This is a genomic window from Nonomuraea rubra (genome assembly GCF_014207985.1).
Taxonomy (GTDB): domain Bacteria; phylum Actinomycetota; class Actinomycetes; order Streptosporangiales; family Streptosporangiaceae; genus Nonomuraea; species Nonomuraea rubra.
Genome location: NZ_JACHMI010000001.1, coordinates 9,199,187 through 9,220,569 on the forward strand (window position 1 = coordinate 9,199,187; position 21,383 = coordinate 9,220,569).

At 72.1% G+C, this 21,383-nt stretch carries 16 protein-coding genes; 11 read left to right on the plus strand and 5 right to left on the minus strand.

Annotated elements, in window-relative coordinates:
- Positions 1-212 precede the first annotated feature (212 nt).
- The 8 genes from kdpF (at position 213) to HD593_RS64740 (ending at position 10,309) form a co-directional block, all read left to right on the plus strand.
- Positions 213-302, plus strand: a complete 90-nt coding sequence (gene kdpF / locus HD593_RS62515) for a K(+)-transporting ATPase subunit F (RefSeq protein ID WP_185108026.1) — start codon at positions 213-215, stop codon at positions 300-302.
- On the plus strand, positions 302-1,963 hold the full coding sequence (gene kdpA / locus HD593_RS42025) for a potassium-transporting ATPase subunit KdpA (RefSeq protein ID WP_185108028.1): 1,662 nt from the start codon (positions 302-304) through the stop codon (positions 1,961-1,963). The genes kdpF and kdpA overlap by 1 nt, the downstream gene beginning before the upstream one ends.
- A 1-nt stretch (position 1,964) precedes the next feature.
- Entirely contained in the window at positions 1,965-4,064 is a 2,100-nt protein-coding gene (kdpB, locus tag HD593_RS42030) for a potassium-transporting ATPase subunit KdpB (RefSeq protein ID WP_185108029.1), read from the plus strand.
- Entirely contained in the window at positions 4,065-4,871 is an 807-nt protein-coding gene (locus HD593_RS42035; RefSeq protein WP_185108030.1) for a potassium-transporting ATPase subunit C, read from the plus strand.
- A gap of 1 nt (position 4,872) precedes the next feature.
- Positions 4,873-7,392, plus strand: coding sequence for a sensor histidine kinase (locus HD593_RS42040; protein WP_185108031.1), 2,520 nt, complete (start codon positions 4,873-4,875; stop codon positions 7,390-7,392).
- Positions 7,393-7,435: 43 nt separating this feature from the next.
- A complete protein-coding gene (locus HD593_RS42045) occupies positions 7,436-8,071 on the plus strand; it encodes a TetR/AcrR family transcriptional regulator (RefSeq protein ID WP_185108032.1) in 636 nt (211 codons plus the stop codon).
- Between the two features lie 130 nt (positions 8,072-8,201).
- Positions 8,202-9,065 (plus strand): hypothetical protein, encoded by an 864-nt coding sequence (locus tag HD593_RS42050; RefSeq protein WP_185108033.1) that lies wholly within the window; start codon positions 8,202-8,204, stop codon positions 9,063-9,065.
- Between the two features lie 236 nt (positions 9,066-9,301).
- The gene (locus tag HD593_RS64740; RefSeq protein ID WP_185108034.1) at positions 9,302-10,309 is read left to right on the plus strand and encodes a hydroxyacid dehydrogenase; all 1,008 of its coding nucleotides are present in this window, start codon (positions 9,302-9,304) and stop codon (positions 10,307-10,309) included.
- Between the two features lie 16 nt (positions 10,310-10,325).
- Here HD593_RS64740 and HD593_RS42060 read toward each other — a convergent pair whose 3' ends face one another.
- The 4 genes from HD593_RS42060 to HD593_RS42075 all read right to left on the minus strand — a co-directional run bounded on the left by HD593_RS42060 (position 10,326) and on the right by HD593_RS42075 (position 16,076).
- Positions 10,326-10,868 (minus strand): dihydrofolate reductase family protein, encoded by a 543-nt coding sequence (locus tag HD593_RS42060; protein WP_185108035.1) that lies wholly within the window; start codon positions 10,866-10,868, stop codon positions 10,326-10,328.
- A 62-nt stretch (positions 10,869-10,930) separates the two neighbouring features.
- Positions 10,931-11,392: a hypothetical protein gene (locus HD593_RS42065; RefSeq protein ID WP_185108037.1), complete on the minus strand. Its 462-nt coding sequence runs from the start codon at positions 11,390-11,392 to the stop codon at positions 10,931-10,933.
- A gap of 84 nt (positions 11,393-11,476) precedes the next feature.
- Positions 11,477-14,188 carry an exo-rhamnogalacturonan lyase family protein gene (locus HD593_RS42070; protein ID WP_312904106.1) on the minus strand — a complete coding sequence of 904 codons (2,712 nt, stop codon included), beginning with the start codon at positions 14,186-14,188 and terminating at the stop codon, positions 11,477-11,479.
- 82 nt (positions 14,189-14,270) lie between these two features.
- Entirely contained in the window at positions 14,271-16,076 is a 1,806-nt protein-coding gene (locus tag HD593_RS42075) for a rhamnogalacturonan lyase family protein (RefSeq protein WP_185108039.1), read from the minus strand.
- 285 nt (positions 16,077-16,361) lie between these two features.
- Here HD593_RS42075 and HD593_RS42080 point away from each other — a divergent pair, with 285 nt between their 5' ends.
- Positions 16,362-17,534: an MFS transporter gene (locus HD593_RS42080; RefSeq protein ID WP_185108041.1), complete on the plus strand. Its 1,173-nt coding sequence runs from the start codon at positions 16,362-16,364 to the stop codon at positions 17,532-17,534.
- Between the two features lie 14 nt (positions 17,535-17,548).
- On the opposite strand, the gene HD593_RS42085 is transcribed toward HD593_RS42080, so the two are convergent.
- Positions 17,549-18,610: a Glu/Leu/Phe/Val dehydrogenase gene (locus HD593_RS42085; RefSeq protein WP_185108043.1), complete on the minus strand. Its 1,062-nt coding sequence runs from the start codon at positions 18,608-18,610 to the stop codon at positions 17,549-17,551.
- 354 nt (positions 18,611-18,964) lie between these two features.
- Here HD593_RS42085 and HD593_RS42090 point away from each other — a divergent pair, with 354 nt between their 5' ends.
- Both HD593_RS42090 and HD593_RS42095 read left to right on the plus strand, forming a co-directional pair.
- Positions 18,965-20,365 (plus strand): phenylacetate--CoA ligase family protein, encoded by a 1,401-nt coding sequence (locus HD593_RS42090; protein WP_185108045.1) that lies wholly within the window; start codon positions 18,965-18,967, stop codon positions 20,363-20,365.
- Positions 20,365-21,336, plus strand: coding sequence for a hypothetical protein (locus HD593_RS42095; protein ID WP_185108047.1), 972 nt, complete (start codon positions 20,365-20,367; stop codon positions 21,334-21,336). The genes HD593_RS42090 and HD593_RS42095 overlap by 1 nt, the downstream gene beginning before the upstream one ends.
- Positions 21,337-21,383 lie beyond the last annotated feature (47 nt).

Genomic DNA, 21,383 nt, shown 5'->3' on the forward strand with positions numbered 1-21,383 from the left:
CCGTCAATATTCGGCCTGGCGCCGTATGAAACCCGTCAAGAACGGCAAAACCCCTCAAATCTCGGCGTTTTCTGGTGATGCGGCCGCCGCGAGAGCGCGGCGGCGATCTCATCATCGAGCCGAGGAGTGGGGATGGCAGACGTCGTCTTCGTCGCCCTGACGATCGCGATCTTCGTGGTCTTCGGGCTGGTCGTGAAGGCGGTGGAGCGGCTGTGAGCGCCGTGAACGCCACCGGACTCGTGGTCGTCGTGGCCCTGGTGATCTTCATGGTCGCGGCCCTGCTGTTCCCGGAGCGCTTCTGATGAGCACGACCGCCGCGGGGATGCTCTTCGTCGCCTCCCTGATCGTCGCGCTCGCCCTGACGCACAAGCCGCTCGGCGACTACATGTACCGCGTCTACGCCACGAAGCAGCACAACATGGTCGAACGCGGCATCTACCGGCTGCTCGGCGTGCGTGCCGACGCCGAGCAGAGCTGGGGCGTCTACGCGCGCAGCCTGCTGGCGTTCTCGCTGATCTCGATCCTGGCCGTGTACGGCATCCAGCGCCTCCAGGACAAGCTGCCCCTCAGCATCGGGATGGCTCCGGTCACCGACCACATCGCCTGGAACACCGCGATCAGCTTCGTCACGAACACCAACTGGCAGGCCTACTCGGGCGAGTCCACGATGGGCCACCTGACCCAGATGGCCGCCCTCGCCGTGCAGAACTTCGTCTCGGCGGCGGTGGGCATGGCGGTGGCGATCGCCCTGGTACGCGGGTTCGCCCGCCGCAAGTCGGGCACGATCGGCAACTTCTGGGTGGACCTGGTCCGCGGCTCGCTCCGCGTCCTGCTGCCGCTCGCGTTCATCGGTGCGCTCGTGCTGGTCGCGGGCGGGCTGATCCAGAACCTCGCCGGCCCGCACGAGGTCACCACGCTGACCGGCGGCACCCAGGCGATCACCGGGGGCCCCGTCGCCTCCCAGGAGGTGATCAAGGAGCTGGGCACGAACGGCGGCGGCTTCTACAACGTCAACTCCGCCCACCCCTTCGAGAACGCCGCCACCTGGACGAACTGGTTCGAGATCTTCCTGATCCTGCTGATCCCGTTCGCGCTGCCGCGCACGTTCGGCCGCCTGGTCGGCCAGGTCAGGCAGGGCTACGCGATCCTCGCCGTGATGGGCGTCCTCGCCCTCGCGAGCGTCCTGCTCACCAACGCCTTCGAGCTGTCCGGCGGCGCGACGGTGCCGCAGGCGGCAGGTGCGGCGATGGAGGGCAAGGAGGTGCGCTTCGGCGTCTCGAACTCCGCGACCTTCGGCGCCGCCACCACCCTGACGAGCACCGGCGCGGTGAACTCCTTCCACGACAGCTACACCCCGTTCGGCGGCATGATGACGCTGTTCAACATGATGCTGGGCGAGGTCGCGCCCGGCGGCGTCGGCGCGGGCCTGTACGGCATGCTGATCCTCGCCGTGATCACCGTGTTCGTGGCCGGGCTGATGGTCGGCCGCACTCCGGAGTACCTGGGCAAGAAGATCGGCGCCCGCGAGATCAAGCTGGCCTCGCTCTACTTCCTCGTCACCCCGGTGCTGGTGCTGGTCGGCACCGCGTTCGCGATGGGCTCGCCCGAGCGGCGCGCGAGCATGCTCAACGGCGGCCCGCACGGCCTGTCCGAGGTCCTGTACGCCTTCACCTCCGCCTCCAACAACAACGGCTCCGCCTTTGCCGGCCTCACCGTCAACACCCCCTGGTACGACGTGGCGCTCGGCCTGTGCATGGCCTTCGGCCGGTTCCTGCCGATCATCCTGGTGCTGGCGCTGGCCGGGTCGCTGGCCGCGCAGTCACCCGTCCCCGAGGGCGCGGGCACGCTGCCGACGCACCGGCCGCAGTTCGTCGGCATGGTCGTCGGCGTGACGATCATCCTGGTCGCCCTCACCTTCCTCCCCGCATTGGCGCTGGGCCCGATCGCAGAAGGACTGTCCTGACATGTCAACCCCCAAGCAGGCCGGCGCCGGCCTGCTCGACCCGAGGCAACTGGTCCGCTCGTTGCCCGACGCGGCGCGCAAGCTCAATCCGGCCACCCTGTGGCGCAACCCGGTGATGCTCATCGTGGAGATCGGCGCGGTCTTCACCACCATCCTCGCGATCTTCGACCCGTCGTTCTTCGCCTGGGCCATCGTGGTCTGGTTGTGGCTGACCGTTCTGTTCGCCAACCTCGCCGAGGCGGTCGCCGAGGGCCGCGGCAAGGCGCAGGCCGCCACGCTGCGCAAGGCCAAGACCGACACCCAGGCCCGCAGGCTGAAGAGCCCCACGTCCACCGAATGGGACGTCATCCGCGCCCCCGAGCTGCTGCAGGGCGACCACGTGATCGTCGAGGCCGGGGAGATCATCCCCGGCGACGGCGACGTGGTCGAGGGCATCGCCAGCGTGGACGAGTCGGCCATCACCGGCGAGTCCGCCCCCGTCATCCGCGAGTCCGGCGGCGACCGGTCAGCGGTCACCGGCGGCACGAAGGTGCTGTCGGACCGGATCATCGTCAAGATCACCCAGAAGCCGGGCGAGAGCTTCATCGACCGGATGATCGCCCTGGTGGAGGGCGCGAACCGGCAGAAGACGCCGAACGAGATCGCGCTCAACATCCTGCTGGCCGCCCTGACGATCATCTTCCTGGTCGCCACCGTCACCATGCAGCCCCTGGCCATCTACTCCAAGCTGATCAACCCGGGCGTGCCCGACTCGCTCGCGCTGAACGCCGACGGCGTGACCGGCGTGGTGCTGGTCTCGCTGCTGGTGTGCCTGATCCCGACCACGATCGGCGCGCTGCTGTCGGCCATCGGCATCGCCGGCATGGACCGCCTGGTCCAGCGCAACGTGCTGGCCATGTCAGGGCGTGCCGTGGAGGCGGCGGGCGACGTGTCCACGCTGCTGCTGGACAAGACCGGCACCATCACCCTGGGCAACCGGCAGGCCGGCGAGTTCGTCCCGATCGCCGGGGTGAGCGAGCAGGAGCTGGCCGAGGCGGCGCAGCTGTCCAGCCTGGCGGATGAGACCCCCGAGGGCCGCTCGATCGTGGTCTTCGCCAAGCAGCACTACGGGCTGCGCGAGCGCGAGATCCACGGCGCGGAATGGGTGCCGTTCACCGCCCAGACCCGCATGTCCGGGGTGAATTTCGCGCCGGGCTCGGGCGCATCGGACCTCGAGGGCCGCGAGGTGCGCAAGGGCGCCGCCACGGCGGTGATGAAGTGGGTACGCGACGCGGGCGGCCACCCCACCGACGACATCGGCCACCTCGTGGACGGCATCTCCGCCTCCGGCGGCACCCCGCTCGTCGTCGCCGAGAAGGGACGCGTCCTGGGCGTCATCCACCTCAAGGACGTGGTCAAGGAGGGCATGCGCGAGCGCTTCGACGAGATGCGCCGCATGGGCATCCGCACCGTCATGATCACCGGCGACAACCCGCTGACCGCCAAGGCCATCGCCGACGAGGCGGGCGTGGACGACTTCCTGGCCGAGGCGACGCCTGAGGACAAGCTGGCGCTGATCAAGAAGGAGCAGGCGGGCGGCCGGCTGGTCGCGATGACCGGCGACGGCACCAACGACGCCCCCGCCCTCGCGCAGTCCGACGTCGGCGTGGCCATGAACACCGGCACGAGCGCCGCCAAGGAGGCCGGGAACATGGTCGACCTCGACTCCAACCCGACCAAGCTCATCGAGATCGTCGAGATCGGCAAGCAGTTGCTGATCACCCGGGGCGCGCTGACCACGTTCTCCATCGCCAACGACATCGCCAAGTACTTCGCGATCATCCCGGCCATGTTCGCCGCCGTCTACCCGGGCCTGGACGCGATCAACCTCATGCGCCTGTCCAGCCCGCAGTCCGCCATCCTCTCGGCGGTGATCTTCAACGCGCTGGTCATCATCGCGCTGATCCCGCTGGCCCTCCGAGGCGTCCGCTACCGGCCGTCCAGCGCGTCCAAGCTGCTGTCCCGCAACCTGTACGTCTACGGACTCGGCGGCATCATCGCCCCCTTCATCGGCATCAAGTTCATCGACCTGCTGATCCAGTTCCTTCCGGGGATGTCATAAATGGAACGCCTGCCCGGTTGGCTCCGCCAGCACCTCGCCGCCCTCCGGGCGGTCGCCGTCCTGACCGTGCTGCTCGGCCTGATCTACCCGCTGGTCACCACCGGCGTCGCCCAGGCCCTGTTCGACCACCACGCCAACGGCTCCATGGTCGCGAGCGGGCACGGCAGCTCGCTCATCGGCCAGTCCTTCACCGACGCCGCCGGCAACCCGGTCAGGAAGTACTTCCAGTCCCGCCCGTCCGCCGCCGGCGACGGCTACGACCCCACCTCCACCAGCGCGAGCAACCTCGGCCCCGAAGACGTCATCGACACCCCGGACCGGCCGTCGCTGCTCACCCAGGTCTGCACCCGCTCCAAGGCGGCCGGGGAGCTGGAGGGCGTCAGCGGCGCCCGCCCGTTCTGCACCCCGGACGGCGTCGGCGCGGTGCTGAAGGTCTTCCCCGCCGGGGCCGTCAGCGTCAACCAGGCCTGTCCCGCCACGCCCTTCGTCACCAGCTACCAGGGGCTGAAGGTCGAGTGCGCGAAGCCGGGCCAGGACTACGCGGCCGGCCGCACCGTCCCGATCCGGGGCGACGCCACGGCGGTGGTCCCCGCCGACGCGGTGACCGCCAGCGGCTCCGGCCTGGACCCGCACATCTCCGTCGCCTACGCGCGGCTCCAGGCCCCCCGCGTCGCCAGGGAGCGCGGCCTCGACCCGGCCAGGGTGGAGCAGCTCATCCAGCAGCACACCACGGGCCGGGCGCTCGGCTTCATCGGCGAGCCCGCGGTGAACGTGCTCGAACTCAACCTGGCACTCGACGGGAGGTGACGTGAGAGGGCGGCTACGGGTCTACCTCGGGGCGGCGCCCGGGGTCGGCAAGACGTACGCGATGCTCAGCGAGGGCCGCCGCGGCCTGGAACGCGGCAGGGACGTGGTCGTGGGCCTGGTCGAGACCCACGGCCGCCCCCGCACCACTGCCCTGCTCGAAGGCATGGAGGTCATCCCGCGCAGGACCGTCGTCTACCGGGGAGCCACCTTCACCGAGCTCGACGTGGACGCGGTGATCGCGCGCAGGCCCAGGGTGGCGCTGATCGACGAGCTGGCCCACACCAACGTGCCCGGCTCCCATCACGCCAAGCGCTGGCAGGACATCGACGACATCCTGGACGCCGGCATCGACGTCATCTCCACGGTCAACATCCAGCACCTGGAGTCCGTCAACGACGTCGTCCAGGAGATCACCGGTGTCCCGCAGCGCGAGACCGTGCCCGACGAGGTGGTTCGCCGCGCCGACCAGATCGAGCTGGTCGACATGTCACCCGAGGCGCTGCGCCGCCGCATGGCCCACGGCAACGTCTACGCGCCGGAGAAGGTCAGCGCGGCCATGGCGAACTACTTCCGCGTCGGCAACCTCACCGCGCTGCGCGAGCTCGCCCTGCTGTGGGTGGCGGGCAAGGTGGACGACCAGCTCGACCGCTACCGCGCCGACCACGGCATCGAACGCACCTGGGAGACCAGGGAACGCGTGGTCGTCGCACTCACCGGCGGCCCCGAGGGCGACACGCTGGTCCGCCGGGCCGCCCGCATCGCGGCCAGGACGAAGGGCGCCGACCTGCTGGCCGTGCACGTGACCAGCGCCGACGGGCTGGCCGGCGCCGACCCGGCCAGCCTCGCCCGCCAGCGCGCCCTGGTCGAGAGCATGGGCGGCACCTACCACCAGGTCGTCGGCGACGACATCCCGCGCGCGCTGCTCGACTTCGCCCGCGGCGTCAACGCCACCCAGCTCGTCCTCGGCGCCTCCCGCAGGGGCCGGTTCGCCCAGGTGCTCGCGCGGGGCGTGGGCGTGGAGACGACGGCGCTGTCCGGCGGCATCGACGTGCACATGGTCACCCACGAGGCGGCCAAGAAGGGCCGTCGCCGCGTGCACGGCAAGGCCGCGCTGACCCGCGAGCGGCGGATCCTGGGCTGGATCGTGGCGGTGGCGGGCATGCCGGCGCTGACCGCCGCGCTCTCGCCGTTCCGCGACGTGATCTCGCTGCCCAGCGAGATCCTGCTGTTCCTGTGCCTGGTGGTCGGGGTCGCGCTGATCGGCGGCATGTGGCCGGCGATCGTCGCGGCCGTGGGCGGCTCGCTGCTGCTCAACTGGTTCTTCACCCCGCCGATCGGGCGGATCACCATCGCCGATCCGGAGAACCTGCTCGCCCTGATCGTGTTCGTCCTGGTCGCGGCGGCGGTCAGCACGATCGTGGACCTGGCCGCCCGGCGCACCCGCCAGGCCGCCCGCGCCAGTTCCGAGGCCGAGGCGCTGTCCACGCTGGCCGGGCACGTCCTGCGCGGCGAGGCCGCGCTGCCCTCCCTCCTGGGACGGCTGCGCGAGACGTTCGGCCTCGACTCCGTCACCCTGCTCGAACGCACCGGCGAGCCCACCCCCGACGACCAGGCGGAACCCTCGGCCTGGCGCATCATCGCCACCTCCGGCGCCGCCCCCTGCACCGCGCCCGCCGTGGCCGACACCGACGTCGTGATCAGCGACGACCTGGTGCTCGCCGCCCGCGGCAAGCTCCTGGACGCCAGTGACCGCCGGGTGCTGGAGGCGTTCGCCGCCGAGGCCGCCGTCGCGCTCCGCCAGGAACGCCTGCAAGAAGAGGCCGAGCTGGCCAAACCGCTGGCCGAAGCGGACAGGATGCGCACCGCGCTGCTCGCCGCCGTCAGCCACGACCTGCGCACCCCGCTGTCGGCCGCCAAGGCCGCCGTCGAGAGCCTGCGCAGCCAGGACATCACCTGGACCGGCGAGGACCGCGACGAGCTGCTCGCCACCGCCGACGAGTCCCTGGCCCGGCTCGACCGGCTGGTGGAGAACCTGCTCGACATGAGCCGCCTGCAGGCCGGCGTGCTGGGCCTCGCCCTGCAGCCCGTCGCCCTGGAGGAGGTCGTGCCCCGGGCGATCGACGACCTCGGCCCCGCGCGGGACCGCGTCGAGGGCGACATCTCCGTCGAGCTGCCCGAGATCGTCGCCGACCCGGCCCTGCTGGAGCGCGTGCTGGTGAACCTGATGGCGAACGCCGTGCGCCACAGCCCGCCGGAGCACCGGGTGCTGCTCACGGGCAGCCGGCACGACGACGTGGTCGAGCTCCGGATCATCGACCGCGGCCCCGGCGTCCCGCCCGAGGATCACGAGCGCATCTTCCTGCCGTTCCAGCGGCTCGGCGACCGCGACAACGGCACCGGCGTCGGCCTCGGCCTCGCCCTGTCGCGCGGGCTGACCGAGGCCATGGGCGGCACGCTCATCCCCGAGGAGACCCCGGGAGGAGGCCTCACGATGATCGTCAGGATGCCCGTGAGCCCCTGACCGGCTCGTAGCCGGGCTCTAGAGTTCCACTAAGGTTGCCGGCGTGAGCGACGGCAAGAGGCCCGGCAAGAAGGCGCAGAAGTCCGCGGAGACCCGGCGGCGGGTGCTGGCCGCCGCAGGCGACCTGTTCGTGGCGCAGGGGTACGGCGCGACCACGTTGCAGGAGGTGGCCGACAGGGCGGGCGTGGCCGTGCAGACGGTGTACTTCGTGTTCGGCAACAAGCGCCGGCTGCTCAAGGAGCTCGTGGACGTCACGATCGCGGGCGACGACGAGCCGGTGGCGACCCTCGACCGGCCCTGGTTCCGCGAGGCGCTGGCCGCCGGCACCGCCGCGGAGCATCTGCTGCGCTACGTGGCGGGCACGCGGGCCGTGCTGGAGCGGGTGGCGCCGATGGCCAGGGTGCTGGAGGTGGCCGCGGCCACCGACCCCGAGGTCCCGCTGCTGTGGCCGGACGCGGAGGACCCGCGGCACGTCGTGGCGACGGCGGCGGCGCGCAGCCTCATGGCCAAGCCGGGCGCGCGCGGGGACGTCCCGGTGGAGCACGCCGCCGACCTGCTCTACGGGGTGCTGAGCCCGGACCTGTACCTGCTGTTCGTGCGCGAGCGCGGCTGGGCGCCGGAACGGTTCGAGCGCTGGGCGTACGAGACCCTGCTGCGTGACCTCGTAGAACATGAGTGACGCTCAGCCGTAAGCGGCTTTGACACAGCCTTGTCACGATCGCCGTAACGGTAGGTCGCCTTCCCCTCATGCTCTGTTATGGTCCCCTCTTGTCCGCAATTGGGATGACCTTTACCTACATAGGAGGAACATGAGGGGCAAGAACAGAGCAACCACCCTGACCGCGGCCGTGGCGCTCGCCGCCGCGCCCCTGCTGGGCGTAGCCACCCCGGCGACAGCCGAGAGCACGGCCACGCGGACCGTGCAGAACCAGGCGCTCGACTGGCTCTCCCTCGACGCGCTCAGCGGCTCGAAGCTGGTGCAGCGGGTCAAGGAGCTGCTGGGCAAGGGGTACGTGCCCCAGGCCCTGAGCGTGAGCAACGCGGCCAGCCCGCAGTACACGTCCCTGTGGGTCAAGGACACCACCCGCAAGGTGAACGTGCTGCAGGGCCTGTCCGCCACCCAGCTGCCGCAGCGGATCGCCGAGCAGGCGAAGCTGGGCTTCCTGCCCAAGCTGATCACCGGCACGGGCACGGGCCCGAGCGCGATCTTCGCGGTGGTCTTCGAGAAGACCACGCAGCTCGTCAAGTCCGAGCTGGCACTGACGAAGGAGACCCTCGTCAAGGTCAACGCCGAGCTGAGCGCCGCCGGCTACAGCCTCGCCTCGCTGGACGTGTACGGCACGGTGGAGAAGCCGCTCTACGCCGCCGTCTGGGTGACGGGCGCGGTCGCCGGCACCCTGCAGGTGACGCTCGGCCAGACCGTGGAGCAGCGCGGCCAGGAGCTGCTGGCCAAGGCCAGGCAGGGCCTGCGCCCGGTGCTCATGGCCGTCGGGCCCGGCAAGCTGTACTCCACGGTGTGGGGCAAGGGCAGCACGACCGGCGTCAAGGAGTACCTGAGCCTGTCGAAGGTGACCTACACGGTCAAGGCGGCGCAGCTCAAGACGCTGGGTTACCGGCCGCAGATCCTGAGCGCCGAGGACGGCGTGATCGCGTCGGTCTGGAGCAAGAGCTAACGGGCACCGCGCTGGAGGGCCGAGTCCGGCACAGGATCAGTGTGCCGGACTCGGCTTCCACGATAGTGCAGGTCAGCCACACCCAGAACATAAAACGGTTACACACCAACGACCAGGAGCTCTCACCCAGCCAAGAGCCTTACTGGATATGCCCTGCACCATCTCGACTCGTGGCATGGCAGAATGCGTGGAAGCGTTTACATCGCTTCTCGCGTCAACCAGAAGGAGACCACTCCGTGCCACGGCGACCCGTCGCGGTCTTCGCCATCGCGCCCTGGGCCTTCCCCGGCGTCTTCCCGCCCGACGTCCTCGCCCGGCTGCGCCGCTCCGCGGACGTGACCGACGCGGTGCGGCTCACCTCCTTCGACGGGCCCGCCGCGGCCGAGGCGCTGGCCGGAGCGGAGATCCTGCTCACCGGCTGGGGCTGCCCGCGCATCGACACGCGGGCCGTCGCCGCCGCGCCCCGGCTGCGGGCCGTGCTGCACGCGGCCGGCAGCGTCAAGGCCCTGGTGGACCCCGCCGTCTTCGAGCGCGGGATCACCGTGTCGTCCGCGGCGCAGGCCAACGCCGTGCCCGTCGCCGACTACACCGTCGCCGCGCTCGTCCTGGGCGCCAAGCTCGCCTTCGGCCGCGCCCGCCACTACGCCGGCGGCCGGGACAGGGCCCTCTGGCAGCCGGGCGACGGCACCGGGCTGTACGACTGCACGGTCGGGGTGATCGGCGCCTCCCGCATCGGCCGCCTCGTCCTGCAGCGGCTGCGCGCCTTCGACGTACGCGTCCTGCTGTCGGACCCCACGATCACCCCCGCCGAGGCGGCGCTGCTGGGCGCCGAGCTGGTGGACCTCGACGACCTGTGCCGGCGCGGCGACCTGGTCACGGTGCACGCGCCCGCGCTGCCGGAGACCCACCACCTGCTCGACCGGCGCAGGCTCGCCCTGCTGCCGGACGGCGCCGTGCTGATCAACACCGCGCGCGGCTCGCTGGTGGACACGCGGGCCCTCACCGAGGCGTGCGCGTCCGGCCGGATCTCGGCCGTGCTCGACGTCACCGACCCCGAGCCGCTGCCGCCCGGCCATCCGCTCTTCGAGCTGCCCAACGTGCTCATCACCCCGCACCTGGCCGGGGCGCAGGGCCGCGAGCTGCGCCGCCTCGGCGAGTTCGCCGTCACCGAGCTCGAACGGCTGCTGGCCGGCGACCCCCTGCGCGGCCAGGTGCTGCCCGAGCAGCTCCCGTACTCGGCCTGACTCCCCCGCGGCCCCCTCAGGCCTCGGGGACGTAGGTCAGGTAGAGCACGCCGGTCTTCCACGTCTCGTTCCTGACCAGCTTCAGCGGGTGGGTGGGGGTGTCCTCGAACAACCGCTGGCCGCGGCCGACGACGATCGGGTGGACCAGCAGGTTCAGCTCGTCGAGCAGCCCGTTGGCCAGCAGCCACCGCACGGTCGTGGCCGAGCCGGCGACCTGGATGTCGCCCTCCACCCGCTCCTTGATCTCGCGCAGCCGGGCCGCGACGTCGCCGGAGACGATCGTGGTGTTGGCCCAGTCCGCGCGCTCCAGCGAGCTCGTCACGACGTACTTGGGGGCCTCGTTGTACCGCGCGGCGATCTCCGGGTCGGCGTCCGTCGCCGTCCAGTACGCCGACCACTCGTCGTACAGCTTGCGGCCCATGAGGAAGCCCGCCGCGCTCTCCATGCCCGCCTGGACCATGGTGCCCATCTCGTCGCACCAGTACGGGAAGTGCCACTGGTCCGGCGACTCCACCACGCCGTCGACCGAGATGAAGAAACTCGAAACGATCTTAGCCATGGCCAGGAGGTTAGACGGGAGCGGCCGCCGCGGTCTTGTACAGAAACGACATCCGGGACGGGCTAGGCCGGGGCGACGTACTCCAGGTCGATCGAGTCGGTGTGCGAGCTCCAGCTCAGGTCCAGCCGCCAGCACCCCGCGCGCGGCAGGTCGATGCCCGAGGGGCCGGGACCGCCGCTGACCTTGGTGCGCACGGGCGTGCCCGCGCCCTCCAGGCGGGCCTCGATCCGCAGCGGATCGGACGGGACCACCGGCAGCCTCGACACCCAGAGGATCTTGTTGCCGCGGCCCGGGCGAGGCGGGCTCGCCAGCGGATACCCGAACAGCACGGCCACCATGTCACCCCGGCTGCTGAACACGTGGTGGGGCGCCGCGTCCGGGCTGAAGCCGGCCCGCGCCCACTCCGGCAGCTCGCCCTGGACGACCTTCGACGCGCACGGGGCCGCCGCCCGGCTCGGCGCCGGCGTCACGGGGGCTCCCCCGCCCGCGCAACCCGCCACCGCGAGCAGCAGAGCCACCGCCATGACCGCACTCGATCGCGACACTGCCGGCCTCCGTGGCGGCGGGAAACGGGATCAGGTGACCACCGTACTCCCGCCGCGCCGTTTTCAGATGTGCTCGCCGACGAGCGCGAGGCACTGGAAGGCGGCCAGGCCGAACTGCGCGCTGGCGTTCGTGCTCAGGTCCGCCTCGTCGACGGGGTTCAGCACGGCGGGCCCCTCGACGCGCCTGGCGCCGAACGGGTGGTTGTCCGGGTAGCCGGCGTGGCCGGTACGCAGCTCCTGCCAGGCCCGCTCGGCCAGGGCCTGGTCGCCGAGCTGCCTGGCCGCGTAGGCGGTGGCCCGCGAGTACGCCTGGCGCAGGTTGAGGTTGCCCCAGTCGGCCCCGGTGACCTCCTTCTGCTCGGCCTTGGTGGCGTTGTAGAGGCGGCAGAACTCCAGCCACTTGGCCTTCACGGCCTGGTCGTCGATCAGGCCGATCAGCTCCGTCATGACCTCGATGAGGCCGAAGACCGAGCTGAGGCTGCCGATGCTCACCGACTTCTCCGTCATCGGGTTGAACCGGCCGTCGGCGAGGTTGTACGTGACGCCGGCCTGCACCCAGCCGTTGGGCAGCGCGGCGATCGTGGTGGCGCCGTTGACCAGCTTGGTCCGGGCGATCGGGTCGCCGCCCCGCTCCCACTCGGCCAGCCACGCCATGGCCAGCGAACCCCAGTCGGTGGTCTGCCCGACGCCGAGCGCCTTGGGGTCGGGGTCGAACGGCTCACCGCCGTTGATCTTGCGGCCGGGGTCGAGGACGAGGAAGGTGCGGTCGGAGTCGATCAGGTCGTGCATGACGTCGCCGATGCGCTCGTCGGCGGTCAGGAAGTAGTAGAAGCGCTTGTAGCCGGCGTTGCTGATGCGGACCTGCTTGGCGCTGTCGGCCCAGTGCAGGATGCCGTGCCGGGTGCCCAGGCCGCGCCACTTGCCGAGGTGGTACATGTCCACCTCGCTGGTGTGGCGGGTCATCGCCTCGGCGAAGCGGAACGCCTTGGCGTCGCCGGTGCGCAGGTAGTGGTACCAGAGCCACAGGTCCGTGGACAGCTCCGAGTTGTCCCAGGCGTAGCCGCCCACGTCGTAGCGCCAGACGTGCCGGTCGCCGTCGTAGCTGTGCATGATGTCGCCGTAGTCCCAGAAGCCGTACCAGGAGCGCTGGTCCACCTGCTCGCGGTGGTACTTGTGCATCAGGTCGAGCTTGTCCTCCAGCGCGGCCTTGGCCGGGACCGAGCGGTCCACGGGCGACCAGGAGCCGAACACGCCGGCCGCGTGGTTGTGCTGCGGCGGGCTGGTCAGCAGGGGCGGGGTGGCGTTGGCGGCGGCGAGCTGCGCGAAGCGCTCGCTCGAAGGGGTGCCCCCCAGCGCCCAGAACGTCAGCTCGGTGGTGCGGGCGACCCCGTACGGCGTGCCGAAGCCGGGCTCGTAGTCCTCGTAGGTGATCTCCAGGGCGTCGAGCTGCTCGGGATAGGTGTCCTGGCCCAGTCCGTCGTGGTAGAAGCGCAGGTCCATGGCGCCGGCGCGGGGCGACCACATCCAGACGGTGGCCTGCGCCTCGCCGGTGGCGGCCCCGGTGATCTCCAGCTCGGTCGGGTGGAGCTGCCAGAAGTTGCGCATGCCGAACGCCAGCCCGCCGGTCGGGCCGCCGACGTAGGCCAGGCCGGAGGCGCGGCGGCCCCCGTCCACGCGGATCCACGAGTGGCCCGGCCCGGTGCGCTTGTGGATCTCGAACCCGTGCGCGGTGAGCTGGCTCAGCCGGTAGTCGCCCCAGGCCGGGATCCAGTGCAGGCGGGTGGTGACGCGCTGGTCCCAGGTGGCCGGGTCGGGGGTGGCCTTGCCCTGGTACTGGGCCTGCCGGACGGCCTGGCCCGGGTCGCGGCGCAGGCCGGTGATGCCGCGTACGGCCTCGGCCAGCACGCCGTCGCCCTCGCCGGCGAAGCGGACGTGCCGGTCGTGCGGCTCGCCGCGCATCGGCACGGCGAAGCGCACGCCGAGGCCGTTGATGAAGTCCTTGTTCTCGTTGCCGTCGTAGACGAAGGTGTGCACGACGCGGACGGCGTCCGAGCCCGCGTACAGGTAGCAGCGCACCGTGAACGGCAGCCACTCGCGGCGCCCCTTCTTGTGCCTGCCCTCTACCCTGACCACCGCCCGCACGGGCCCGGACTGCTCGACGTGCACCGAGGAGATCCGGCTGGTGAACGATTCGCTCTTGCCCGGCTCCTCGGGCTTGTCCTGGCGGGAGGCGACCAGGCGGCCGTCCTTGGCGATGACCGTGCCGCCCCGCGTGATCGACGTGATGACGTGCTCGCCGGAGCGTGCGAACGCCACGGTGACCACGCCGGTGTCCACGGTGACCTGCCCGCCGTCGGTCTTCACGACCACCGGCGCGGCGGGCCTGGCGGCCGTGCCGGCGCCGAGCCGGTACGTCTCGGCCCGCGGCTCCGCTCCGCTGATCGCGTGGGCGGTCCACTTCACCGAGCCGTCCGGCCAGTAGCCGATCGGCCACGTCTGCACCGGCACCTGCGCGCCGGCCTCGGTGGTCAGCGTGAACTCCTGGCCTGGCGCGAACGCGCCGCGCGGCCACGGCACGCCCCACGTCGTGCCGCCGGTCACCTCGGCGGGGGCGCCGCCTTCCAGCCACTTCAGCGGGATCGGGTCATGGCCGTGCACCTCGGCCGGTGTCGGGGCGGCCTGCGCGGCGGCCGGGCTCGCGCCGCGTAGGGCCAGCGCCGCCGCGGTTCCCGCGGCGGTCGTGGTGAGCATGGTGCGTCGGCTGATGTCAACCACAGGGTCGTCTCCTTGCGCGGGCCGAGCCCGGTAAGCGCTTTCCAAAGGTGCGCCGGGCCCGGCTGTTCCTTGAGATGGGGGGTCAGCTACCGGCGTAGGCGATGTTCGGCCGGGGCGGCGTGGTCATGCCGTTGCCGAGGTAGTAGTCGGTGTGGTGGTCCTGCAGGTAGCCCTTGACGGTCAGGTCGTTGCGGTAGGCCGGGTTGTGGGCGAGCGTGTAGAGCCGGGTGGCCGTCGGCCTGTCCGTGGTGAAGACGACCAGCTCGTCGTGGTCGGACGAGGGCATCACGACCTCCTCGCGCCAGTCGCCGAGGATGTCACCGATCAGCGCGGGGTACTGGGTGCCGACGTTGACCGCGCCGTGGTTCCAGGTGGTCACCAGCCTCGACACGCCGCCGGTGGCCGGGTCCCACTTCTCGATCTTGCCGTCGTTGAACAGCTCCATGCCGAGGTCGCCGTCCCAGAACACGCCCAGGTGCGGCCACGGGCCGGTGGCCTGGGTGAGCGTGTTGCCGCGGGCGTTGTAGACGCCCGAGAAGGACCAGACCTCCATGCCGGGGAAGCGCGGGTCGATGTCGCCCGCCATGCCCCGCCCGACGTCGCCGACGCCGTCCTCGACGTGCCGCCAGAGCATGGTGCCCTGCTGCGCGCCGTAGTAGTACTCGCGCAGGCCGCTGGGGTTGTCCTGCTGGACGCCGTACCCTTCCAGGCCCGGCCTGGACGGGTCCAGGTCCCCGATGTGGAACCTGTCGCCGTGCACGACGCCCTCGTCGGCCAGGGAGTAGCGCAGGGTCCCGTCGCCGTTGAGCACGAACCCGATCTCGGCGACCTCGTCCCTGCCGTCTCCGTCCACGTCGATGATCCGGGTGTTGTGCCCGTCGGCGTGGTCCGCGCCGCCGCGCAGCCACTTCCACTGGTTGGTCAGCCTGCTGCCGTCGAACCTCAAGGCGGTGAACATGAGGTTGAAGCCGCCGTCACCGACCCGGTTCTTCATGTACGCCACCAGGCTGGGCGTCACGCCGTCGAGGTGGCCGACGCCGAGGCGGGCCGGCATCGGGCCGTCCGCCAGGTAGTCCGCGGGCACCGGGGCGGTGGCGCGGGGCGCGCCGGTCCGGCCGTCGAGGATGGCGATGGCCTGCCGGGTGTCGTCGGGGGCGGTGTACCTGCTGCCGTCGCCGAACGTGACCCCGTTGGCCACGCGCACCGCGACCTCGGCGCGGCCGTCGCTGTCGAGGTCGTAGACGGTCACGCCGTCCCAGTGGCCCACGTCGATGACCGACGAGCCGCCCTCGATGTTGTCCTGGTCGGTGCTGTTCGGCCCCAGGTTCGCCGACCACAGGAAGGTGCCGTCGCCGCGGTAGGCCTCGATCGTCTGGGGGCTGGTCTGCCGGTCCACCACGTAGTCGTAGGCGCCGTCGCCGTCGAGGTCGCCGACCCAGACGAACTTGATCGGGCCGCCGGGCCGCAGCGGCACGCGGACCACCGGCTCGGCGGCGTGGTTCGCGGTCAGCAGGAAGGACTTGCTGGCGGGCTGCCAGACGCCGTCGACGATCGGGCGTACGTAGTAGCTGTTGCGCCGCGTGAGGTCGGCCGTGGAGTCCACGAAGTTGGTGCCGCCGGTCAGCGGGTCGGTGTTGAGCTTGACGGCCGCGCCGCCGGCGGTGGACCGGTAGACGTTGAAGGCGATCCCGGCCGGGTCCAGGCCGAGCAGCCGCCACGTGATCAGGACCTCCGTGGCGCTCCTGCGGACGGCCACGACCCCGCGGTCGAGGTTCTCCATCGGGCGGGCGGCCGCGGCGGCGGCGGGCGGCGGGGCGGCGACCGGAGCGGCGCCGAGGAGGAGCAGCGCCGTGGCGGCGACGGCACGTAAGCGGTTCGTGGCGTTCATGATGACCTCCGTGGTCACGAGGGGGGTGCCGGGCGGGGGTCGCGTAACCCGGTCGAAACCCACGAGGGTTGAAGCGTTTACATAGACGGGATGGGACCACGAACGCTGTGTGAAGTCAAGATCTCTGTCATGCCTGGCCCGAAGGGTTTGACGGCTGGCGGCGCGTGCGCCATCATCGCGTGCAAGCGGTTTACGCGAAGGAGGTGCGGATAAGGATTCGGATATCGGTCCGGCCGCATCTCGATATTGGACCCGCCGGTCACGGCTCTGGTGTGCTCGGTTCCCGTGACTGTCGCCGCCCCCGTCTCCCCTCCGCCCTCCGTGGACCCCGCAGGCCGCCGGGTCGTCGTCACGGTGGTCGCCATCCAGCTCGCCTGCTGCCTGGGCTTCTTCTCGGTGATGGCGCACCTGGTCGCGCACCTGCGGCACGACCTCGGCCTGATGGCGGGCACGGCGGGGCTGATCCTCGGGGCGCGGACCGGGCTGCAGTTCGCGCTGCTGCTGCCGGTGGGGGCGCTCACCGACCTGATCGGCGCGCGCCGTACCGGGGTGATCGCCTGCTTCGTACGCGCGGCGGGCTTCGCCCTGCTCGGGACGGCCGAGAGCGTCGGCGCGCTGCTCTGCGCGGCCGTCGTGGTCGCCGTGGGCGGCGCGCTCTACAACCCGGCGGCGCAGAGCCTGCTGGCCGGTGCCGGGCCGCACCAGGCCGGGGGCTTCGCCGCGTACGTCACCGCGCAACACGTCGCCACCGTCGCCGGGCCGCCCGTGGGGCTGGCGCTGATCTCGCTGGAGCCCGGGTTCGCGCTGCTGACCGGGGCGGCCGCGGCCACGTGGGCGGTCTCCGGCGTGCTGTTCCTCCTGCTGCCCAGGACCGGGCGGCGGCCCGCCGCCTTCCGCGGGGTGCTGCCCGGCGTGCGGGCCGTGCTCGGCGACCGTTCCTTCCTGCTCTTCGCGCTGATGACCGCGCCCACGACGCTGCTGGCCGGGCACATCATGACGGCCGTGCCGCTGCTCGGCTTCGCGCCGGGCGCGGCCACGCTCAGCTTCTGCGCCCTGGCCGCGGTCGCCGCCGCTGCCCAGCCGTTCGTCGCCGCCGGGCGGCGGGGCGAGCGGCCCTGGGTGCTGCGGGCCGGGCTGCTGTGCGCGGCGGCGGCGTTCCTCGTGCTCGCGCCGCTCGACGGCACCGAATTGGGGCCGCTGATGGTCGCCGCCGTGCTGAACGGCGTGGCCAACGGGCTGATCCAGCCGTCGATCTTCCAGCGCGTCACCCGGCACGCGCCGCCCGAGCGGTTCGGGTCGTACTACGGGGTGCTGGCGTGCTGTGCCGGGCTGTTCTCGTTCGTGTGCGAGGTCGTGGTGGGGCAGCTGTTCGACCTGGGGCCGGCGGGGGCGACGGCGGCGCTCGTCGGGGTCGCCTCGTTCGCGCTGCTGGCCGCGTTCGGCACCCGGGGCCCGTGAACGAGAGTCACGGGTTACGGCTGCGGGTCGGGGGCGAGGGGCGGGCCGTCGGGGAGGCCGGCGGGGTCGCGCCAGGTGGCCAGGAACCGCTCGGCCACCGCGCTCGACCCGGCGAACGGCCCGTCCGGATGCTCCAGCGCCTCGGCGGTGAGCCGGGCGATCCGCTCCTCCACGACGGCGCGCGCCGAGGCGGCGTCGCGGACCCGGCCGGTGCGGTCGGCGAGGTAGCCGATGGTGGCGCCGGCGCCGCAGACGAAGTCCGCCAGCGTGACCACGCCCCGCTCCCGCAGCGTGCGCAGCCCCGCCGCCGTGTAGGGCACGTTCGCCGCCGGGGCGATCAGGCCGGCGCGCACCCGGGAGGCCCGCTCGGCGGTCAGCGTCCCGGTGCGCGCGCCGGGCACGAGCACGTCGGCGGCCACCTCGTACAGTGCCTCCGGCGGGAGCACGGGCAGCCCGAGCCGGCCCACGCAGGCGTCGCCGTGCTCGGCACGCAGCCGTGCCAGCCGGTCCACGTCGAGCCCCGCCGGGTCGGCGACGCAGCCGTACAGGGTGGACAGCGCGACGACCCGCCCGCCACGCAGCGCGGCCTCGCGGACGACGGCGCCGCCCACCTTGCCGAACCCCTCCACCGCCAGCGTCCGCCCCGCCAGCCCGCCCAGTGCGGTCTCCGCCGCGACCACCACGCCCAGGCCGGTCACGATCGTGTCCACCAGCTCGCCGCCGACCTCCTGGTGCATCAGCGAGTCGGCGCGGTAGTCGGGCAGCGAGGCGAAGTCCTGCGTGCGGGTGCCCAGGTCAGAGGCGGTGAGGAACTCGCCCTTCTCGATCAGCGGGGTGATCTCCTCGCAGTAGCGCGCCAGGGTGACCTCGCGCTCCGCGTCCGTGGCCCGCAGCACCGCCTTGGCCCCGCCGATCCGCTCCCCCAGCACGGCCAGCTTGTACGTCATCGCCCGCGCCAGCAGCCCCGCCTCACCGGGGGTGACGTCAGGGGCGAGCCGCGTACCGCCCGCACTCGTCGGGCAGTCGAGGTCGAAGGCGACGTAACCGTCCACGGAGACGAGCTCCACGATCCTCATGCGCACCCCTCATCCCCGGCCCGATACCGCGAATATCGGCGAGACGCGGCCGTAGGTCAAGGTCCATTGCGGATCACCGCCGGGAACCCCGGGGCCCGCTGCTGGGATCTTGCCCTTTGTAGTGGCTGTGTAGGAACTCTCTGGCGGCCGCTCACATGCTTGATCGCAGCGGGCGCCACCAGCGCGCCCCCGGAAGAACCAGGGAGATCCCTATGGTCAAGACCGCCCGTCGCTACGCGAAGTACGCCATCAGCACCCTCTCCACCGCCATCTTCGTGCTGAACGGCTGACGAGGACGAGTGAACCCCCGGGAGGGTGTCTCCCGGGGGACACCCACGACCGGAGGGACGAGGCGTGTTCGGGACCGCGGTACGCCAGCTTGGCTACGCCTGGTCGATGATGTCGGGGCGCAGGTTCCGCTTGCGGGACGTGAACGCGCTGGTCGACGACATGCGGGAGACCCTGGAGACGTTCGGCTCGCCCGGTGAGGGAGCCGACGACCTGCTCGCGGGCAACGACCCCGAGCTGCAGGAGGACCTCACCCGGCGGCGGCTGCGGCGCACGGTGCGGCACGCGGCGGCCGAGAGCCCCTACTACCGGCACCGGTTCGCGGCGACCGGGGTGGACCCCGCCTCGATCACGCCGCACACCCTGGCCTCGATCGCCCCCACCACCAAGGCCGACCTGCGCGGCCGGCCCGCGGCCTTCGTCTCCGACCGGGCGAAGCCGGCCGTGCTGGCGCACACCACGGGCACGACGGGGACGCCGACGCTCGTCTGGTTCTCCGCGTACGAGATCGAGCTGATGTCGGCGCTGTCGGCGCTCGCGCTCATGATGGCCGGCAACCTGCGCTCCGACGACGTGTGGGCCAACGCGATCAGCTCCCGCTCCATCGCGCAGATCCTCACCGAGCGGGCCGTCACCCGTACCGGGGCGGCGTTCGCGCACCTGGGCGCCATCGACCCGGCGGCGACGCTCGACCGGCTGGCGACGCCGCTGCACGTACCCGGCAAGCGCCCGCAGATCACCCACCTGAACCTGACCGCCTCCTACCTCGCGGCGCTCGTCCAGGAGGCCGACCGGGGCGGCTGGAAGGCCGGCGACTTCGCCCTCACCACGATCTGGTCCGGCGGCGAGGTGCTCACGGACGCGCTGCGCGAGCGGGCGGAGCAGGTGTTCGGCGCGGAGGTCCGCGACGGCTACTCCATGACCGAGATCGCGCCCGTCTCCGGCCGGGTCTGCCCCGGCGGTCACCTCCACCTGCCGCCCGACCAGGGCCTGATCGAGATACTCGACCCCGTCACGCTGGCCCCGGCCGCTCCCGGGGAGATCGGCACGATCGTGGTGACGCCGTACTCGACGTTCCGCGACACCACGCTCCTGCTCAGGCACGTCACCGGCGACCTGGTCAGGACCCTGCCCGAGGGCCAGACCCCCACCTGCGCGCTGGCCGCGCTGCCCGCCACCTCCCGCGTGCTCGGCCGCAGGTCGCCCGGCGGGCTCACCACGCGGGACGTGCTCGACCTGCTGCAGGCCGAGCACGCGCTGCCGCTGCCCACCCGGTACGCGCTGGACGGCGAGCTGCTCTACGTGGTGGCGGGCAAGCACGACCCCGGCCTGCTCGGGCGGCTGGAGGAGCGGGCGCACGGGCTGCCGCTGACCGGCATCGTCCTGGTCGAGACCGCCGAGGACCTGCCCGCGCCCTGCCGGCTCCGCGCCGACCTGCTGGAGCTCAGCTTCGAGCGAGGACTGTGATGACCCCGAACGTCCTGGCGCTGTACGCGCTCGTCGCCCTGACCGTCGCGCTCGCCGCCGGCTACCTGGGCCGTTACGTCATCCCCCGCCCGCCGGTCGGCCGGATGGTCGGGGCGGACATCGCGGTCATGGTGACCGCGCTCGTCGTGATGCCGTTCGCGTACCTGCACGTGCCCGTCGGGGTCGTGGTGTCCGTCTTCGGGCTGGTCGTCATGACGCTGACGCAGCTCATGCTGGCGCCCGTGCTGGGCGGCCGGTGGGCGATGATCGCGGCGCCGGCGCTGTGCGCGGCCGACGTCGCCGCGTACGCCGCCGGATGGCCGCTCGCGCTGCTCGTCGTCAACGACGCGCTGCTGATCCTGCTCGTGGTCGGCGTGGTGAACCTGTGGGCACAGGCGGCCGTCACGCCCGCGCAGGTGGCCGCCCTGGCGGCGGCGCTCACCGTGTACGACACCCTGGCCACCGGGCTCAGCTCGCTCACCGTCGACTTCGTGCAGCGCATGCAGGGGCTGCCGTTCTCGCCCGTGCTGGCCACCTCCTACGGCGCGAACCCGTCGCTGATCGGGCTCGGCGACTGCCTGATGTTGTCGATCTGGCCGGTCGTGGCGCTGCGGGCGTACGGGAAGGTGGCCGCGTGGTCGGCGGCGGGGCTGGAGGCCGTGCTGCTGGCCGTGTCCATCGCCTTCGTCCTCACCGGCGGCCGGCCGATGCCGCTGCTGACCGTGCTCGGGCCGCTGATCTTCGTACAGTGGCTGTACTGGCGGCGGTGGCAGGCCAGCAGGACGCCGGCGCCGACCCGGCCCGAGGTGAACCGGGCGCTGGAGCTCGCGGACGCGCCCGCCGGGGTGTGGGTCGCGCTGTCACCGGCGGGCGCACCGGTCGCCGAGGGCGCCACGCCGGGGCTGGCGCGCCGGGAGGCGCGGCTGGCCGGAGCCCAGGGCTCACCCGTGGTCTGGCGCCTCCAGGAGTAACCCGTCCAGAACGGTCACTCCGCCAGGCCACCTCCAGGAGCCCCCCG

What these genes read in the sequence shown, in the direction of transcription:
- kdpA (WP_185108028.1), top strand. Translation starts at nt 302, where the DNA reads ATGAGCACGACCGCCGCGGGGATGCTCTTCGTCGCCTCCCTGATCGTC.
- kdpB (WP_185108029.1), top strand. Translation starts at nt 1,965, where the DNA reads ATGTCAACCCCCAAGCAGGCCGGCGCCGGCCTGCTCGACCCGAGGCAA.
- HD593_RS42035 (WP_185108030.1), top strand. Translation starts at nt 4,065, where the DNA reads ATGGAACGCCTGCCCGGTTGGCTCCGCCAGCACCTCGCCGCCCTCCGG.
- HD593_RS42050 (WP_185108033.1), top strand. Translation starts at nt 8,202, where the DNA reads ATGAGGGGCAAGAACAGAGCAACCACCCTGACCGCGGCCGTGGCGCTC.
- HD593_RS42060 (WP_185108035.1), bottom strand. Translation starts at nt 10,868, where the DNA reads ATGGCTAAGATCGTTTCGAGTTTCTTCATCTCGGTCGACGGCGTGGTG.
- HD593_RS42065 (WP_185108037.1), bottom strand. Translation starts at nt 11,392, where the DNA reads ATGGCGGTGGCTCTGCTGCTCGCGGTGGCGGGTTGCGCGGGCGGGGGA.
- HD593_RS42075 (WP_185108039.1), bottom strand. Translation starts at nt 16,076, where the DNA reads ATGAACGCCACGAACCGCTTACGTGCCGTCGCCGCCACGGCGCTGCTC.
- HD593_RS42085 (WP_185108043.1), bottom strand. Translation starts at nt 18,610, where the DNA reads ATGAGGATCGTGGAGCTCGTCTCCGTGGACGGTTACGTCGCCTTCGAC.
- HD593_RS42095 (WP_185108047.1), top strand. Translation starts at nt 20,365, where the DNA reads ATGACCCCGAACGTCCTGGCGCTGTACGCGCTCGTCGCCCTGACCGTC.